The sequence below is a fragment of the Kitasatospora sp. NPDC048545 genome, assembly GCF_040651155.1.
Taxonomy (GTDB): domain Bacteria; phylum Actinomycetota; class Actinomycetes; order Streptomycetales; family Streptomycetaceae; genus Kitasatospora.
Genome location: NZ_JBEZIQ010000082.1, coordinates 1 through 15986, shown reverse-complemented (window position 1 = coordinate 15986; position 15986 = coordinate 1). Strand labels below are relative to the sequence as shown.

Here is a 15986-nt window from a genome sequence, read left to right as displayed (position 1 = left end):
CCCTGATCCCGCCGATTATTCGGAGTGATCGGCGGTGCGGTCAACACGCTGCGGAGGCAGGGGAGTTCCACCGGCAGTTCCGCCCGTCGCCGGGGGCGGGCGCGCCGACGGTGCGGGCCGCGGGGTCAGCGGTAGGCCTCCGGCGTGGGCGGCCCGCCCGCGTCCGTCACCCCGACCAGGTGGCGCCGGCAGTCCGGCCGGCTGCCGTCCCGGTCCGTGAACCCGTACTCCCGGGCGAGCTGCCCGCTGGACGTCGAGCCGCCGTTCCAGCGGGCGACCCCGGGGTCGGCGGCGAGGGCGGCGACGGCCCGGCCGACGAAGGACGGGGACTCGGAGATGCCGAAGTGCGGCTCCGCGGCCACGGCGTCGCGCCGGTTCTCCTCGGTGACGCCGTAGTGCTCCGGCATGATCCCGGCGCGCATCCGGCCCGGGGTGAGCGCGACGGCGGTGGCGCCGCGGGGGCCCCGCGCATGGCCCGGCGCGTGGCCGAGCGAGAAGGTCATCCGCAACACGGAGGACTTGGCCGGGTCGTAGAAGAATGAGTTGCGGTAGGTGTCGCGGCCGTACTCCGCCGTCCCGTCCGTCGTCTCCACGACCAGGCCGCCCGGGTGCCTCGGCAGCAGCGGGAGGACGTGGTGGCTGGTGACGGCGTGCGTCTCGACCGCGAGGCGCAGCAGTCGCAGGCCGCGTGCTGCCGACCCGCTGTCGGAGCCTGCCGAACCGTGCGCGGGCTACTGCCGGGCCCCGCGCACGACTGTGCCGACGTCCGTCGGACGGACGTCGGCACCATCGTTGCGCTGGGGTCCGACAACCGCCGCCGGAGCCGGAGCACCGGTGGGGCGGCCCTGTCGGGGTGGGGCGGGAGGTCAGCGGGCCTTGGCGGCCTGCGCCTCCTTGGCGGCCTGGGCGGCGGCCTCCTTCTCGTGCTTCTCCTTGATCCGCGCGGTCTCCTTGCGGACGTCGACCTGGTTGGCGCGCTCGTGCTGCAGCCAGAGCGGGTTCTCGGCCTTGATCGCCTCGACCTGCTCGGTGGTGAGCGCCTCGACGACGCCGCCGCGGGCCAGGCCGGAGATGGAGATGCCGAGCTTCGCGGCGATCACCGGACGCGGGTGCGGACCGTTCTTGCGCAGCTCCTGGAGCCACTGCGGCGGCTCGGCCTGCAGCGCGTTGAGCTCCTCGCGGGAGACCACGCCCTCCTGGAAGCCGGTCGGCGCCGCGGCGAGGTAGATCCCCAGCTTCTTGGCCGCCGTGGCCGGCTTCATGGTCTGGCTGGTCTTCTGCTTGAGCGATGTCATGGAGACAAGGGTAAGGGAGCGCGCGGCCTCCTCCGGTCACGGTCGGTAGCCTTGCCCTGTGACAGACATGCAGGTGAACCCCTCCTTCCGGCTCGTGTACGTCCCGGGCGTGACCCCCGGCAAATGGGTCCGGGTCTGGGACGAGCGGCTCCCGGACGTACCGCTCGACCTCCTCGCGGTCCCGGTCGGCGACGGCGAGCGGACCCTGCGCGAGGGCGGTGCGGACGCCGGGCTGGTCCGGCTGCCGGTCGACAAGGACGTGCTCAGCGCCATCCCGCTGTACACCGAGACCACCGTCGTGGTCTTCCCCAAGGACCACTGGCTCGCCGCCGCAGAGGAGGTCACGCTCGACGACCTCGCCGAGGAGGTGGTCTTCCACCCGCTCGACGACACCCTCGGCTTCACCGCCGACACCCTGCCCGGCCGCCCTGCCGTCGCCCGCCCGGACACCACGGCCGACGCGGTCGAGCTGGTGGCGGCCAACGTCGGCGTCCTCCTGGTGCCGCAGTCCCTCGCCCGGCTGCACCACCGCCGCGACCTCACCTACCGGCCGATGACGGCGGAGGCCCCGCAGTCGCAGGTGGCGCTGTCCTGGCCGCAGGAGCGGACGACGGACCTGGTGGAGGAGTTCATCGGGATCGTCCGGGGCCGCACGGTCAACAGCTCGCGCGGGCGCGGCGCCGGCCAGCCGGCGGCCGAACCCCAGCCGAAGAAGGCGGCGGCCGGCCCGCGCAAGCCGCAGCAGAAGGCGGGCGGTGCCAAGGCCGGCGCGCCGAGGGCGGGCGGGCAGAAGCCGAAGCCCTCGGCCGGCGGCCGGGGCGCGGCGGCGGCCCGGCGGGGCAAGCCGAAGCGCCGCGGGTAGCGGTCCGCCGTGGCGTAGCGTCTGCCCCGTTCCGTCGAGTCGTCGTGGGAGGAGCGGGGCCGTGTGGCATGACCTGGTGGTCGTCCAGATTCCGATCGTCGAGAAGGTCGTCCGCACGGTCGCGGTCTACGCGCTGCTGCTGGTGCTGTTCCGGATCGCCGGGAAGCGCGGGCTGGCGCAGCTGAACACCTTCGACATGGTGGTCGTCTTCCTGCTGTCCAACGTGGTGCAGAACGCCGTCATCGGCAACGACAACAGCCTGGTCGGCGGGGCGATCGGGGCGGCCACCCTGATCGCGGTGAACTCGGGCGTGACCCGCTGGCTCGCCCGGGACCCGAGGGCCGCCCGGGTCCTGGAGGGGACGCCCACCACGGTCGTCCGGAACGGCACGCTGGTGCCCGGCGCGCTGCACAGCCTGGCGCTGCGTCCGTCCGAGCTGGAGCACGCCATCCGGATCCAGAACGGCGACACCGTGTCGGACGTCGCCCGCGCCCGGCTGGAGCCGGACGGGCAGTTGTTGGTCACCCTCAAGGCGGGCGAGCAGAGCGCCACCCGGGACGACGTGGAGGACCTGCGGCGGCGGTTGGAGACGATCGAGCGGCTGCTCACCGAGATCGCCGACGGACGGCGGCCGCCGCGCTGACGGTGCGTGGGCGCGGCGGTGCGGCGGCCCAGCGACGTGACGGTCCTGCGGTGTGACGGCCCCGCGATGTGGCGGCCCCACGATGCGGCGGTGCGGTGGCGGTGGCGGGGCGGGGCCCTTCACGTCCTCGCCCGTGCGCGGGTGGTCACCTGCGTCAGGTGTGTCAGGTGTGTCAGGTGTGCGCGTCCGCCGTGGCGAGGGCGGCCTCGGTCCGGCGGCGGCGTGCGGCCAGGAGGGCCGCGGTGCCGGCCAGGGCGAAGCCGAGGCCGGCCGAGAGCAGGTGGCCGACGGTGGTGAAGTCCGGCAGCGGGCCGGGCCATTCGCCGTCGCCGGAGAGCGGCCAGGCGAGGACGAAGGCGGCCCAGGGGAGGCGGGCCCAGCGGGGCAGGGCGAGGGTGGCGAAGGCGAGGGAGGTCTGGGCGCCGTAGCTGATGCCGTAGTCCGAGTCCTGGCGCACGCTGTCCGGGTACCAGCCGTGCCGCAGGGCGATCAGGATGACGACGGCGGTGATCAGGGTGGCGCCGATGTGGCCGCCGAGGAGGACGGCGGCGGCCCGCAGTCCGCCGTAGCGGCGTTCCGCCCAGGAGAGGCAGCAGCAGATGCCGAGGCCGAGGGTGATCAGGGTGCCGCCGAAGCCGGTGGAGGCGATGTCGGTGAGCGTGCCGTCGAAGAGCAGTGCGCTGCCGAACAGCGCGGTGACCGGGTGGTCGTGCAGGTTGTCGAGGTTGGTGCTGATGTAGCCGCGGAGGGCGTCCGCCCGGTCCGTGGAGAGCAGGTTCTCGACCCAGACGTGCCCGAGGACGAGCAGGCCGACGTAGCACAGCGTCAGTGGCGAGCGGCGCGGGTACGTCCGGACGGCGCGGAGGACGGCGAGGAGCAGCCGGGCCGGGAGCCCCTGCGGTGATCGAGCGTTCATGTGTCTGATGCTGTCCCAGTCGAGCCGATAGTCCGACCGGCGCATCCCCGCCGGCCCCCGCCGCGACAGTACCGTTCCGGTCGGACCCCGCCCGCCACCGGTCTGCGGCGCAGTGCGCCGCACTGCGCCGCGTTAGCGGCGGGAGAGGGTCGCCGTGAAGGGGCGGGGCGTCAGGAGGGCGCTGCGGGCGGGGCGGACGGGGCGGCCGGGGGTGGGGGTGATGGTCCAGCGGGCGGCGATGGTGGCGATGGCGAGGACGGCTTCGGTGGTGGCGAAGGCGTCGCCGACGCAGTGGCCGGCGCCGAGGCCGAAGGGGGTGTAGGTGCCGGCGGCGGGGTGCGCGGTGGTGAGCCAGCGGTCGGGGTCGAAGCGGTCGGGGCAGGGGAAGACGTCGGCCCGGCGGTGCAGCAGGTACGGGCTGTGCAGGAGGGTGGCGCCGGCCGGGACGCGGTGGCCGCCGAGGCGGGTGTCGGCGGTGGCGGTGCGGCTGAGGAGCCACACCGGCGGGTAGAGCCGCAGGGTCTCACTGACGATCCGGGCGGTGAGGGGGAGGGCGGGCAGGTCCTCGTGGCGGGCGGGGCGGCCGTCGAGGACGGTGTCCAGTTCGGCGTGCAGGCGTTCGCGGACGGCCGGGTTGGCGGCGAGCAGCGTCCAGGCCCAGGAGAGGGTGGCGGCGGTGGTTCCGGCGCCGGCCGGGAGCAGGGCGGCCGCCCGGTCGTGGATCCCGGCGTCGGAGAGGCCCCGCCCGTGCTCGTCCTCGGTGCGGAGCAGCACGGAGAGCAGGTCGCGGTGGTCGGTGCCGGTGGCGCGGTAGTGGGCGATCAGCTGCCGGGTGGTCGTCTCGAAGTCCTGCCGGGCGTGCCGGAGGCGGCGGTTGCCGGGGGTGGGGAGGCGGTCGGCGCCGGGCAACGGCACGACGGGGCGCCGGCCGGCGGCGCGGGCGATGACGTCGGTGCTCTCGCGGAGCGGTGGCGAGCCGGCCCGTTCGTGGGCGGCGGACAGGAGGCGGGCGGTGACGGCGCTGGTGAGGCGGTGCATCGCGGCGGGGACGTCGACCACCTGGCCGTCGCGCCAGGCGGCGGTGGTGCCGGCGACCTCCTCGGCGGTCACGGCGGCGTGGCCGGGCAGCCGGTCGTGGTGGAACGCGGCCTGCAGCACGCGGTGTCGGCGCCGGTGGGCGGCGGCCGGGCAGGTGGCGGGGCCGGCGTCGGGGACCTCGCGGTTCCGCTCGTCGGCCGGGCCGCCGGTGTCGTGGACGGGGTGGCTGGTGTCGTGGACGGGGTGGCTGGTGCGGACCGGTCCGAAGGTGTCGTGGACGGGCCCGCGCCTGTCGTACGTGCGGTCCTCGGTGAGGAGTCGGCGGACCAGTTCGGGGTGGCAGACGACGTACGCGTCGAGCGGGCCGAGCCGCAGCCGGACGAGGTCGCCGTGGGCGGGCAGAGCGGCCACGAAGTCGAACGGGCGGCGGAGGAGGGCGGGGGCGTGGCCGAGCAGGGGGAGGCCGCCGGGGGCGGTGGCGGCGGTGAACCGGGTGGTCGGGAAGAAGTGGATCGGCACGGGCGTCACCTTGGGTCGGGTGGGAAGGACCGGAACGGTTCGTGTCCGGGATCTTTCCCTGCGGCCGTCCGTGAAACGATCGTGAACGGGCGGATGGGGTGAACACGGGGGCGCATGCCGAACGCTCGTGCGCCCTCGAAGATTTGACGGATCGTTTACCTGCCGAAGGCGCGTGCGGGTCCGGTGTCGCCGATGGGCACATAGACTCGAAGTCTTGCGAGACTACCGGTCAGTAGAACTGGGCAGTACTGCCAGCCGGTGTGATGACCGGACGGCAGAAAGTCCGGCAGGGAGTGGGGAGTTCGGATGACCGACGAGCGGGTTCACGCGTTCACCGACGACGCCCTCGGCCCGTACGACGCGGTGGCACTGGCCGCCCTGGTGCGGGCCGGCGCGGTCAACCCCCGGGAGCTGGTCGGCGCGGCCGTCGCCCGCGCCGCGCGGGTGGACGGCACGCTGCTGCCGGTCGCCCACGCCTCGTACGACAAGCCGCAGATCAGCCGGGAGGGCATCGGCGGGCCGCTGTGGGGCGTGCCGACCTACCTCAAGGACAACGTCGACCTGCGCGGCCTGCCGACCGCGATGGGCAGCGAGGCCTTCCGCGCCCAGCCCGCCCGCCGCAACGCCCGCTTCACCGACCAGTTCCTGGCCACCGGCCTGGCCGTCCTCGGCAAGACCAGACTGCCCGAGTTCGGCCTCAACGCCTCCACCGAGTTCGCCAGCGCACAGCCGGTGCGCAACCCCTGGAAGCCCTCGCACTCGGCCGGCGCCTCCTCGGGCGGCGCGGCGGCCCTGGTGGCCTCCGGGGTGGTGCCGATCGCGCACGCCAACGACGGCGGCGGCTCGATCCGCATTCCGGCGGCCTGTTGCGGCCTGGTCGGACTCAAGCCCACCCGGGGCCGGCTGGTCGCCAACTCGCAGGGCGCCAAGCTGCCGATCGACCTGGTCACCGACGGCGTGCTGACCCGCTCGGTGCGCGACACCGCGGCCTTCTTCGCCGCCGCCGAGCGGCACCGCCGCAACCCCAAACTGCCCCCGCTCGGCCTGGTCGAGGGGCCGGGCGGGCAACGGCTGCGGATCGGCCTGGTGGTGGACTCGCCGATCGCCAAGACCGACGAGACGACCCGCCGCGTCGTCGAGGAGACCGCGGCCCGGCTGGAGGCGATGGGACACGTCGTCGAACCGACCGCCCTGCCGTTCGGCGAGGAGTTCTCCCGGGACTTCGTCTCCTACTGGGGCTACATCGCCTGGGCGATCGCCTTCACCGGCCGGCTGCTGATCGACCCGAGCTTCCGTGCCGACCGGCTGGACGGCCTGACCACCGGGCTGCGCCGGCAGTTCCAGACGGAGTTCCCGCACACCCCGGGCGTGCTGCGGCGGCTGCGCCGGGCCGAAGGCGTGTACCGGCGGGTCTTCCGCAACCACGACGTGATCCTCTCCCCGGTGCTCGCCCACACCGCCCCGCCGATCGGCCACCTCAGCCCGAACGTCGACTTCGAGGAACTGATGGACCGGCTGCTGCGCTACGTGGCGTTCACCCCGGTCAACAACGTGACCGGTGGACCGGGCATCGCGCTGCCGGCCGGCTCGGCACCCGGCGGCCTGCCGGTCGGCGTGCACCTGTCGGCGGCGCACGGGCAGGAACGGGTGCTGCTGGAACTGGCCTTCGCGCTGGAGGCGGAACGGCCCTGGCGGCGGATCGAGGACTGACCGGGTGCCGGCGCCCCCGGCGTCGGCGCGCCGGCTCACGGCGTGGGCGCACCGCGCTCACAGCGTCGGCGCGGCCACCGACCGTGCCGCGTGCACCTCGTGGTGCAGCCGGGCCAGCGCGCAGTCCGGCGCCAGCGCGTCCGCGTCCGGCTCCGGCAGTGGCCGGCCGGTGCGCAGGGACTCCGCGAGGTCGGCCAGTTCCCGGGTCACGGCGCCGACCTCGGCCGCGGTCGGGACGGGCGCGCCGTGCTCGATCCGCACCCGGGTGGCGGTGGTGGCGTCCACGATCCGTTCGACCGCGATCACCACCGGCCACCAGGCCTCCGCCCGGGGGCCGACCGGCGGCGGTTCGGTGAGCGCCCGCTGGAACTCGCTGCGGACGGTCGACAGGTCCCGGTAGAGCCGCCGCCGGTGCCGGGCCCGGGCCGGTTCGTCCCGCCCCGGCTCGGTGGTGAACGCCAGTGAGACGTATGCGGCGGTGTCCTGGACGGCCTCGACGAGGCGGTCGCCGATCCGGGTGTGCCAGGACTCGGGCCACAGCAGGTAGCCGGCCAGCAGCGAGACCGCGCAACCGATCAGCGAGTCGTAGAGCCGGGGCGGCACCAGGTGGAAGCCCCGGTGGTTGAGCAGGTCGGAGAGCAGCAGGATCACCGGGGTGATCGCCACGGTCTGGAAGCCGTACCCCTTCACGGAGAACGCCGGGATCAGCGCCGCCAGCACCGCCATCACCGGCACGTCCCACCAGCCGTGCGGCACTTCGGCGAGCACCGGAATGGCGATCAGCAGTCCGACGGCGGTGCCGAGCGCGCGCAGCACGGCGCGGGAGAACACCGAGCCGAAGTCGGGCTTCATCACGAAGGTCACGGTCAGCGCCACCCAGTACGAGCGGGGCACCGCGATCACCGAGACCAGCACCTGGGCGATGCCGATGCACAGGGCCAGGCGCAGCCCGTAGCGCCAGGACGCGCCGGACAGCAGCAGCGCCCGGGTCGCCCGCCGGGCCCTGACCTCGAGGCCGGCGGGCCGGCCGAGCCGGTCGTCGACCGCGTACGGGTCCGGCGCGGCCTCGTGCACGACGGTGGCGGCGTGCCCGATGGCCTCGACCAGCGCCCGGGTGGACGGCCCGGCGGCCACCGGCAGGTCGGGGGCGGGGGCCGGTTCGGTGCGGCCCTGTTCGACGGCGTCGGCCAGGGTGTGGACGGCGGCCGGGTAGGCGGCGGGCAGCGGGCCGTACCGGGGCGGGCGCAGGTGGGCCGCGGCCGCCCCCTCGACCACCGGGATCACCGCGTTGAGCTGGGCGAGCAGCCGCACAAGGGTGGGCGAGCGGCCGTGCCGGCGGGCCCGCCGGGCGAGCAGCAGGTCGTAGGAGTGGTTGAGGGACTGGGTGAGTTCGCGGCGTCGCTCGTCGTACTCGGGCGTTCCGGCGGCCGCCAGCAGGTCGGCGACCGCGCGGTAGGTGCCGGCGACCACCGCACGTTCGGGGACGCCGACACGCAGCGGCCAGGCGAGCAGGGTCAGGGCGAGCACCAGCAGGCCGCCGAGCAGCAGCAGGCCGGGCGGCAGCCACCAGGGGGAGGGCAGCGGCAGGCCGGCGCCGACGACCGCGTTGAGCAGCAGGAGCAGTCCGGAGACGGAGGCGACCGCGCCGATCGAGGAGATCATGCCGGAGACCAGCGCGACGGCGGTCAGCACCGCGACGGCCGTCCAGCCGGTGCCGTACACCAGGGTGCCGAGCAGCACCCCGAGGGCGCCGAACAGCTGCGGGACGGCGATGTTGAACACCCGCATCCGGTAGGCGTCGGCGGTGTCCCCGATGACGGCGGACAGCGCGCCCATCGACACCAGCGCGCCGTAGGCGGTCCGGCCGGTGGCGGTGCCCACCGCGAGCGGGGCGGAGAGCGCGACCGAGGCGCGGGCGACCGCCGCCCAGGGGACCGGGGCGGCCCGGGGCCGCAGGCCCTCGGTCAGCCAGCTGGGCGGGGCGAGTCGGGCGGCTCCTGGGCGCGGCACGTTCCCAACCTACGGCGGGCGGGCGCCGCGGGCCCGGTGGAACACGCGGGGGGACAACGGGTCGTGGGGCGGGTGGGGTTCACCGTTCGCTCTTATGTCAAATTCGGAAACATACCCCGTCTTATGTCCGCCTCCGAAACATAAAGCGAACCATGAGGGGTCGTGAGCTGCGCGGATATTCCCAATCGGTAACCCGCGGGGAAGGGTTGACACCATTACTTGGTCTAGTCCAATGTGTGGAGGGCGTGGTTCGGCAAAGCCTGAGACGAAGTGAGAGGCCTTGCCGGGCGGGCGAGTTGACCCCCTGACGTGGCGCCGAGGCGCGGTCGGGGGTCGAGCCGAGAAGGAGCGTGTGCGGACCGCCGATGCGGCGCGGGAGGAATTCCCGACCCGGTCGGGGGGCGGTCCCGCGACCCGCCGTGCCGGCACCGCCCGCCGAATCAAGCGCCGCGTCGACTACGAACCATGGAGTGACTGCCCATGCCGAGCCCAGACGGACAGGCCCAGGAGCATCTGTACCGCGCCGCCTCGGAGCGCCCCTACTTCAGCGCGGACACCGAGAGCTACCTGGCCCGCACCGCGCTGCGCGAGATCCGCAAGAAGCACCCGCTGCGCGTGCTCTCCGAGGACGACCTCGCGTTCTGGCAGACCTACGGCTACGTCGTCGTGAAGCAGGCGATCCCCGCCGAGGCCGCACGACGGCTGCTCGACTTCACCTGGGACTTCCAGGGCCTGTCGCCCGAGCGCCCCGAGGACTGGTACCGCGAGCGCGACTACCGCGACGAACTCGACCGGCACCTGCACATCTACGGCTTCGTCGAGGCCTACCACCACCAACTCCTCTGGGACAGCCGCCAGTCGCAGCGCGTCTACGACGCCTTCGTGGACGTCTGGGACTGCGAGGAGCTCTGGGTCACCCTCGACCGGCTCAACCTCAACCCGCCGAACGTCCGCAACCGCGACCGCGCACTGATCGAACCCACCGACCGCGGCTTCGACATCGAACTGCACTGGGACGTCGACACCACCCAGGGCATGCTCCCGCAGCGCGTGCAGGGCATCATCGCGCTCAACGACACCGCCCCCGACCTCGGCGGCTTCCGGTGCAACCCGGAACTGTTCCGCCGCTTCGACGAGTGGCAGGCCGCCCAGCCGGCCGGCCGCGACCCGATCCGGCCGACCGTCGACCGGGACGAGTTCCCCGTCGTCCGGCCCGAGCTGAAGGCCGGCGACCTGCTGATCTGGAACGGCCTGCTCGCCCACGGCGTCGAGCGCAACACCTCCGAGCGCGGCGTGCGCGCGGTGCAGTACCTGTCCATGATGCCCGCCCTGGAGGAAGCCGCACAGCTGCGCCACTCCCGGGTCGAGTCCTGGCGCACGCTCGCCACCCCGGACTGGAACCGCACCCTGGTCGGCGACGCCGACCGGCCCGAGGCGCTGCGCTACGAACGGGCCGAACTCACCGAGCTGGGAGAGAAGTTGCTCGGCCTTCGGTCCTGGACCGGCAAGGACTTCGACGAGCAGGACGCCGCAGGGGAGCGGGTATGCGCGACATCTGCCTGACCCTGCCCACCAACCGCGAGTGCGCGGACACCATCACCGCGGTCGGTGCCGAAGCCGCCCACGCCGCACGGCGGTCCGACGTCCGGGTGCACCTGCTGGTGCTGGACTCCGCCGACCCGGACGCCCGCACCCGGCACGCCGCGGCCGCCGCCGCCCTGCCCGTCGTCGACGGCCTGGTCGTCCACCACCTCGACGAGGAAACCCAACGCGCCTTCCTGCGGGAGGTGATCGAGCGCTCCGGCGCCGACGGCCCCGACCGGCTGCTCGACCTGATGCTGCCCGACGCCGTCTCCTACGGCGCCTGCACCAACCGGGCCTTCCTGCTCGCCGCCGCGCTCGGCTGCGCCTCCGTGCACCGCCGCGACTCCGACAGCCGCTACCAATGGCACGACGGCGCACCGGTGTTCCCCGTCGACCACGAACTCGCCACGCTCGGTCTGAAGGCCGCCGACGCGGCCGCCGCCGTCACCGAGCACACCCTCGCCCCGGAACACGTGGACAAGCCCGTCGTGCTGGTCGGCGGATCCTTCGTCGGGGAACTCTCCGTCGACCTCGGCGAGATCCGCGAACTCGACCCCGAGGCCTACCACGACGTCGTCGCGCTCTGGGCGCCCACCGGCGCCGGCGAACAGGAGAAGCGCGACCTCGTCGCCGAATCCTTCACCGGCGGCGGCACCGATCCGTTCACCGCCGACCGCACCGTGCTCGACCTGCCCGACATCTGGCACATCGACATGTGCAACATCGGCCTCGACCACACGGTGTACGAACGCGTCCCGCTGCCGCCCGCCACCGACACCATCGGCAGCGACTACTTCCTGCACCACCTCGTGCGGGACGCCACCCTGCCCGGCGTCACCCACAACCGGCACATCGTCAACTACTACACCCCGGAACGGCGCACCGGCCCCGGATTCACTGCCTACCAGCTGCGCTACGCCAAGTTCCTGCTCTCCATGCTCTACCTCCACCCGGTCTACGCCGAGCTGGAGGCCGCCGGTGGCGCCCTGCTCGACGAGCAGCACCACCTGCGCCCCGGGGCGGTCGCCGACGCTGCCCGCCGCAGCGCCGCGACCGACCGCGCGGAGAACCACCGCAGGCTGGCCGAACTCGACCGCTGCTACCGGCGGCTGGGCGGAAAGTACGCCGAGTTCGCCGACCACCTCGCGCCCCTGCGGGCCCGTCTGCTCGACCGGGCGCAGTCGGACATCGAGGACTTCGCCCTGCTGATCGACGCGTGGGGCCCGCTGGTGCGGGCGAGCAAGGCCACCCCCGCCGACCGGCTGCCGCGCTAGCCGGAGGACCGGGAGCTCTACGTGATACGCCAGACGAACAGCCAGACAGCACAGCGGACACCGAACCCGACACCCACCCACCGCGCCCCGACCGTGACCGCGGTCCACACCGGCGCACCCGGCCCCGACGGGCCCGACCGACACGACCACACCGCCCTGCGCGCCGCCCTCGCCGCCGCCACCGACGACCGGATCATCTACGACCTCGACGGCATCGGCCGCCAGTACGCCGCCCTGCGCGCCGAACTGCCCGACACCGCCGTCCGCTTCGCGATGAAGGCCTGCCCCGTCGACGAGGTGCTGGACCACCTCGCCGCGCTCGGCTCCGGCTTCGACGCGGCCGGCCCGCAGGAGATCGCCCAGGCACTGCGCACCGGCGTCGCCCCCGAGCTGATCCACTACGGCAACACCGTCAAATCCGACCGCAACATCGCCGAGGCCTACCGGCTGGGCGTCCGCGAATTCGCCACCGACAGCCTGGAGGACGTCGCCGCGATCGCCGAACACGCCCCCGGCTCACGGGTGTTCTGCCGGGTCGCGACCACCGGCGAAGGCGCCCTGTGGGGCCTGAGCCACAAGTTCGGCTGCTCGCCCGAGGACGCCCTGCGGGTGCTCGGCGAAGCCCGGACCTCCGGGCTCGTGCCCTCCGGCCTGTCCGTGCACGTCGGCTCGCAGCAGATGACCGCCGAAGCCTGGGGCGACGCCGTGGAATCGCTGGCCGCCGTCCTGGAGGCCCTCAACTGGCGCGGCATCACCCCCGAACGGATCAACCTCGGCGGCGGGCTGCCCGCACTCGGCGTCCTCGACCGCCGCGGCCGGCCGCTCGACCCACCACTGGACAAGATGTTCGCGGTCATCCGCGACGGCATGGACCGGCTGCGCGCCGTCAACGCCGGGCCGCTGCAGTTCCTCGTCGAACCCGGACGCCACCTCGTCGCCGACCACGGCGCCATCCGCGCGCACGTCGCCCGGCTCACCTCCCGCCACCGCCTCGACGGCACCCGGGAGGACTGGCTCTACCTCAGCTGCGGCAAGTTCAACGGACTGTACGAGATGGACCAGTTGCAGTACCGGCTGGAGTTCCCCACCCACCCCGGCGGCCAGTTCGTCAACGCCGTCGTCGCCGGGCCGACCTGCGACAGCGACGACGCCTACGCCCAGGACGACGGCCTGGTGCGCGTCCCCCGCGCGGTCGGCTCCGGCGACCCGGTCTGGATCCACTCCTGCGGCGCGTACGCCACCGCCTACGCGACCCGCGGGTTCAACGGCTTCGAGCCGCTGCCGTACACCTGCATCGGCGGTGGCCCGCGCCCCGACGGAGGCACCGCATGACCGACACCCGGATCCGGCTGCTCCGGGAGGACGACTGGGACGACGTGGTCGCGCTGGAGGAGCGCGCCTACGCCGCCGCCGGCCTGTCCGAGGGCCGCGAGGCGCTGCGCTCCCGGTACCGCGCCTCGCCGGACACCTGCTTCGTCCTGGAACACGCGGGCAGCCCGGGCGGCTACCTGCTCGCCCTGCCGTACCCGCTCCTCCGCTGCCCGGACCTCGGCCGCAGCGAGGACACCGACCCCGGCGAGGAGCTCGGCCGGAACGGGGACACCGGAGGCCGGGGCACACGGCCGACCAACATGCACGCCCACGACCTGGTCATCGCCGAGGGGCTGCGCGGCCGCGGCCTGGCCCACCGGATGCTGCGGCACCTGGAACGGACCGCCCGGGAAACCGGCCACCTGACCATCTCCCTCGTCGCCGTCCGCGGTTCGCACGTGCTGTGGACCCCGCTGGGCTACCGGGCCCGGCCCGAGGTCGACCTGCCCGCGAGCTACGGCGACCGGGCGGTCTACATGGCGATGCCACTGGACGCCGCCCCGGCCCGGACACCGCACCCCCGGGACGCCCGGCCGTCACCGCTCTCCACCTGCCCGGTCCCCGGTCCCCACCCCAGATCCGAAGTGGGCTGATGCACGTGTCCCCTGTTCGCGACGACTTCCGCCGCTCCCAACTCGCCATCGGCGCCCTGTTCTTCGCCCTCGGATTCCAGTACGCGACCTGGGTCTCCCGGGTGCCCGCGCTCAAGGCCCGGCTCGACCTGGGCGAGGCCCGGATCGGCCTGCTGCTGATGACCTGCGGGATCGGCGCGGCGGTGTCCTTCCCGCTGGTGGCGGTGCTGATGCGGCGGCTCGGCTCCCGCCGGCTCGCGGTGCTGTCGGCGCTCGCCCTCGGCGTGATCCTGCTCGCCCTGTCGGTGGTGCCCGACTACCCCGCCACCCTGCTGGTGCTGTTCTGCGACGGCGTCGCGGTCGGCTGCCTGAACGTCGCGATGAACGCGCAGGGCGCCGCACTGGAGGCCCGCTACGGGCGGACCACGATGTCCAGGCTGCACGCCATCTTCAGCGCCGGCTCGCTCCTCGCAGCGCTGCTGGCCTCCGGCGTCAACGCCTTCACCGGCACCCTGGCCGTGCACTTCGGGCCGGCCGCCCTGCTGCTCGTGGTCATCGTCGTCGCCGCCAGGCCGGCACTGCTCGCGGACGGGCCGCAGGAGGGTGCGGCGGGGGAGGGCACCGCCGGGGACGGAACCGCCGAGCGGGAGAGGAAGACACGCCGCGGCTTCGTCCTGCCGACCGTGGCGACGCTGTGGATGGGCCTCGCGATGGTGTCCGGCACCGTCACCGAGGGCGCCATGAACGACTGGTCGGCGCTCTACCTCAAGGACGTCGTGAACGCCGGTGCCGGACTCGCCCCGCTGGGCATCGCCGTCGTCTCCGTGACGATGGTGTGCGCCCGGATCTTCGCCGACGGCTGGCGGACCCGCTTCGGCGACGGCCGCATCGTCCGCACCGGCAGCCTGCTCGCCGGCCTCGGCCTGGCCCTCGCCCTGCTGGTCGGCGGTGTGGTGCCGACCCTGCTCGGCTTCGCCTGCGTCGGCCTCGGCGTCGCGGCGGTCACCCCCTGCGTCTACGTTGCCGCCGCCCGCCGGGGCCCCGACGCACTCTCCCTGGTCGCCGCCATGGGCACCGTCGGCCTGCTCGCCGGCCCCGCCGTGATCGGCTTCATCGCCGGCGCCACCAGCCTCGTCTGGGGCATGGCCGCCGTCGCCGCCTCCGCGGCCGTCGTCTCCCTCTGCGCCACCCGGATCACCTGGCCCGCAGCCCGGGAGGAGGCCCCCGCCCCCGCCTCAGCCCCCGCCGACACCCGCCTCGCCCCCGAGGCCACCTGACCCGCTGCCCCGCCCCCCAGACCTCGCCCGGCACTTCGCGCCTCCCACGTCGCGACGTGCCGGGCGAGCCCTTCACGGGGTGGCCGAAGCCGTCGCCCGGCCAGAGATGGAGAACAGGGCCGGAGCCGCAAAGATGTGACGCTCCATCAGGTCGGTGCCGGGACGTCGGCGCCGCCCGTGTCGACGTGGTGGGCGAGTCTCGTCCGGAGTTCGGTGAGGCGGGCGATCTCGGCGTCGATGGCGGCGAGGCGGGCGTGGACGACGGGGGCGAAGGTGTCGGGACCGGGGGTGGCGGTGCAGCGCTGCGGGGGGTCCTCGGTGAGGAGGTCGAGGCGGTGGGCGCGGGCGGCCAGGTCGTCCATCGTCAGTCCCAGGGCGAGGAGCCGACGGATCACCCGGACCCGGGCGACCTCGCGCGGTCCGTACTCGCGCTGGCCGGAGGCGGTGCGGGCCGTCGGGTGGAGCAGGCCGCGTTGCTCGTAGAAGCGCAGCGCCCTGGGGGTGGTGCCCGCTGCTGCCGCCGCGTCGCCGATCCGCATGGTGCGTCCCTCCGTCGTCAGGGTTCCACGATGGTCGTGCCGAAGGTGTCCCCGGTGAACAGCCGGGTCAACGCTCCGGGGGCCCGGTCGATGCTCGTGACCCGGGTCCGGGGGACGGTGAGCCGCCCGGTGCGCAGCCAGTCGGCGAGGCGCTCGTGCCATTCGGCGTCCAGGTCGGGGTGGTCGGGCTGGGTGAAGCCACGCAGGGCCAGGCCGAGGGTGACGACCCGGAAGGAGTCGATCACGGCGGGCGCGTCGTCGCCCCGGCGGTCCGGGGCGAAGCCCCCGCCACCCCGGTCGGCAGCGCCAGGAAGGCGCCTGCGGCGGTGATGACATGACGGCGGATCGCGGACATTCTCGGGCTCCTCACCCTCGT

Annotated in this window: 13 protein-coding genes and 2 pseudogenes; 8 read left to right on the top strand and 7 right to left on the bottom strand. The window is 74.1% G+C overall.

Going from position 1 to position 15986, the window contains the following annotated elements:
- Positions 1-125 precede the first annotated feature (125 nt).
- Both AB0D10_RS42345 and AB0D10_RS42340 read right to left on the bottom strand, forming a co-directional pair.
- Positions 126-686: pseudogene (locus tag AB0D10_RS42345) on the bottom strand (short-chain dehydrogenase); the annotation flags it as partial.
- Between the two features lie 180 nt (positions 687-866).
- Entirely contained in the window at positions 867-1295 is a 429-nt protein-coding gene (locus AB0D10_RS42340) for a DUF5997 family protein (protein WP_360267149.1), read from the bottom strand.
- A gap of 67 nt (positions 1296-1362) precedes the next feature.
- Here AB0D10_RS42340 and AB0D10_RS42335 point away from each other — a divergent pair, with 67 nt between their 5' ends.
- Positions 1363-2157 carry a LysR family substrate-binding domain-containing protein gene (locus tag AB0D10_RS42335; RefSeq protein ID WP_360267191.1) on the top strand — a complete coding sequence of 265 codons (795 nt, stop codon included), beginning with the start codon at positions 1363-1365 and terminating at the stop codon, positions 2155-2157.
- Between the two features lie 61 nt (positions 2158-2218).
- Positions 2219-2800, top strand: coding sequence for a YetF domain-containing protein (locus AB0D10_RS42330; protein WP_360267148.1), 582 nt, complete (start codon positions 2219-2221; stop codon positions 2798-2800).
- A gap of 172 nt (positions 2801-2972) precedes the next feature.
- Here the strand turns inward: AB0D10_RS42330 and AB0D10_RS42325 are convergent, their stop codons facing one another.
- Both AB0D10_RS42325 and AB0D10_RS42320 read right to left on the bottom strand, forming a co-directional pair.
- Positions 2973-3716, bottom strand: a complete 744-nt coding sequence (locus AB0D10_RS42325; protein WP_360267145.1) for a rhomboid-like protein — start codon at positions 3714-3716, stop codon at positions 2973-2975.
- A gap of 132 nt (positions 3717-3848) precedes the next feature.
- Positions 3849-5273 carry a cytochrome P450 gene (locus AB0D10_RS42320; RefSeq protein WP_360267142.1) on the bottom strand — a complete coding sequence of 475 codons (1425 nt, stop codon included), beginning with the start codon at positions 5271-5273 and terminating at the stop codon, positions 3849-3851.
- Positions 5274-5579: 306 nt separating this feature from the next.
- Between AB0D10_RS42320 and AB0D10_RS42315 the strand changes: the two genes are divergently transcribed.
- Positions 5580-6983, top strand: coding sequence for an amidase (locus AB0D10_RS42315; RefSeq protein ID WP_360267139.1), 1404 nt, complete (start codon positions 5580-5582; stop codon positions 6981-6983).
- 57 nt (positions 6984-7040) lie between these two features.
- Here AB0D10_RS42315 and AB0D10_RS42310 read toward each other — a convergent pair whose 3' ends face one another.
- Positions 7041-8993 (bottom strand): FUSC family protein, encoded by a 1953-nt coding sequence (locus tag AB0D10_RS42310; protein ID WP_360267136.1) that lies wholly within the window; start codon positions 8991-8993, stop codon positions 7041-7043.
- Positions 8994-9473: 480 nt separating this feature from the next.
- On the opposite strand from AB0D10_RS42310, the gene AB0D10_RS42305 reads away from it, so the two are divergent.
- The 5 genes from AB0D10_RS42305 to AB0D10_RS42285 all read left to right on the top strand — a co-directional run bounded on the left by AB0D10_RS42305 (position 9474) and on the right by AB0D10_RS42285 (position 15071).
- Entirely contained in the window at positions 9474-10556 is a 1083-nt protein-coding gene (locus tag AB0D10_RS42305) for a YbiU family protein (protein WP_360267134.1), read from the top strand.
- Positions 10538-11851, top strand: a complete 1314-nt coding sequence (locus AB0D10_RS42300; protein WP_360267131.1) for a DUF6271 family protein — start codon at positions 10538-10540, stop codon at positions 11849-11851. The genes AB0D10_RS42305 and AB0D10_RS42300 overlap by 19 nt, the downstream gene beginning before the upstream one ends.
- Before the next feature lie 156 nt (positions 11852-12007).
- Entirely contained in the window at positions 12008-13183 is a 1176-nt protein-coding gene (locus tag AB0D10_RS42295) for a type III PLP-dependent enzyme (protein WP_360267188.1), read from the top strand.
- On the top strand, positions 13180-13815 hold the full coding sequence (locus AB0D10_RS42290) for a GNAT family N-acetyltransferase (protein WP_360267128.1): 636 nt from the start codon (positions 13180-13182) through the stop codon (positions 13813-13815). Before AB0D10_RS42295 ends, AB0D10_RS42290 begins: the two co-directional genes overlap by 4 nt.
- A gap of 5 nt (positions 13816-13820) precedes the next feature.
- Positions 13821-15071, top strand: coding sequence for an MFS transporter (locus AB0D10_RS42285; protein ID WP_360267125.1), 1251 nt, complete (start codon positions 13821-13823; stop codon positions 15069-15071).
- Positions 15072-15217: 146 nt separating this feature from the next.
- Here AB0D10_RS42285 and AB0D10_RS42280 read toward each other — a convergent pair whose 3' ends face one another.
- Together AB0D10_RS42280 and AB0D10_RS42275 are read right to left on the bottom strand one after the other, a co-directional pair.
- Positions 15218-15610 (bottom strand): MerR family transcriptional regulator, encoded by a 393-nt coding sequence (locus AB0D10_RS42280; RefSeq protein WP_360267122.1) that lies wholly within the window; start codon positions 15608-15610, stop codon positions 15218-15220.
- Between the two features lie 17 nt (positions 15611-15627).
- Positions 15628-15986: pseudogene (locus AB0D10_RS42275) on the bottom strand (hypothetical protein); the annotation flags it as partial.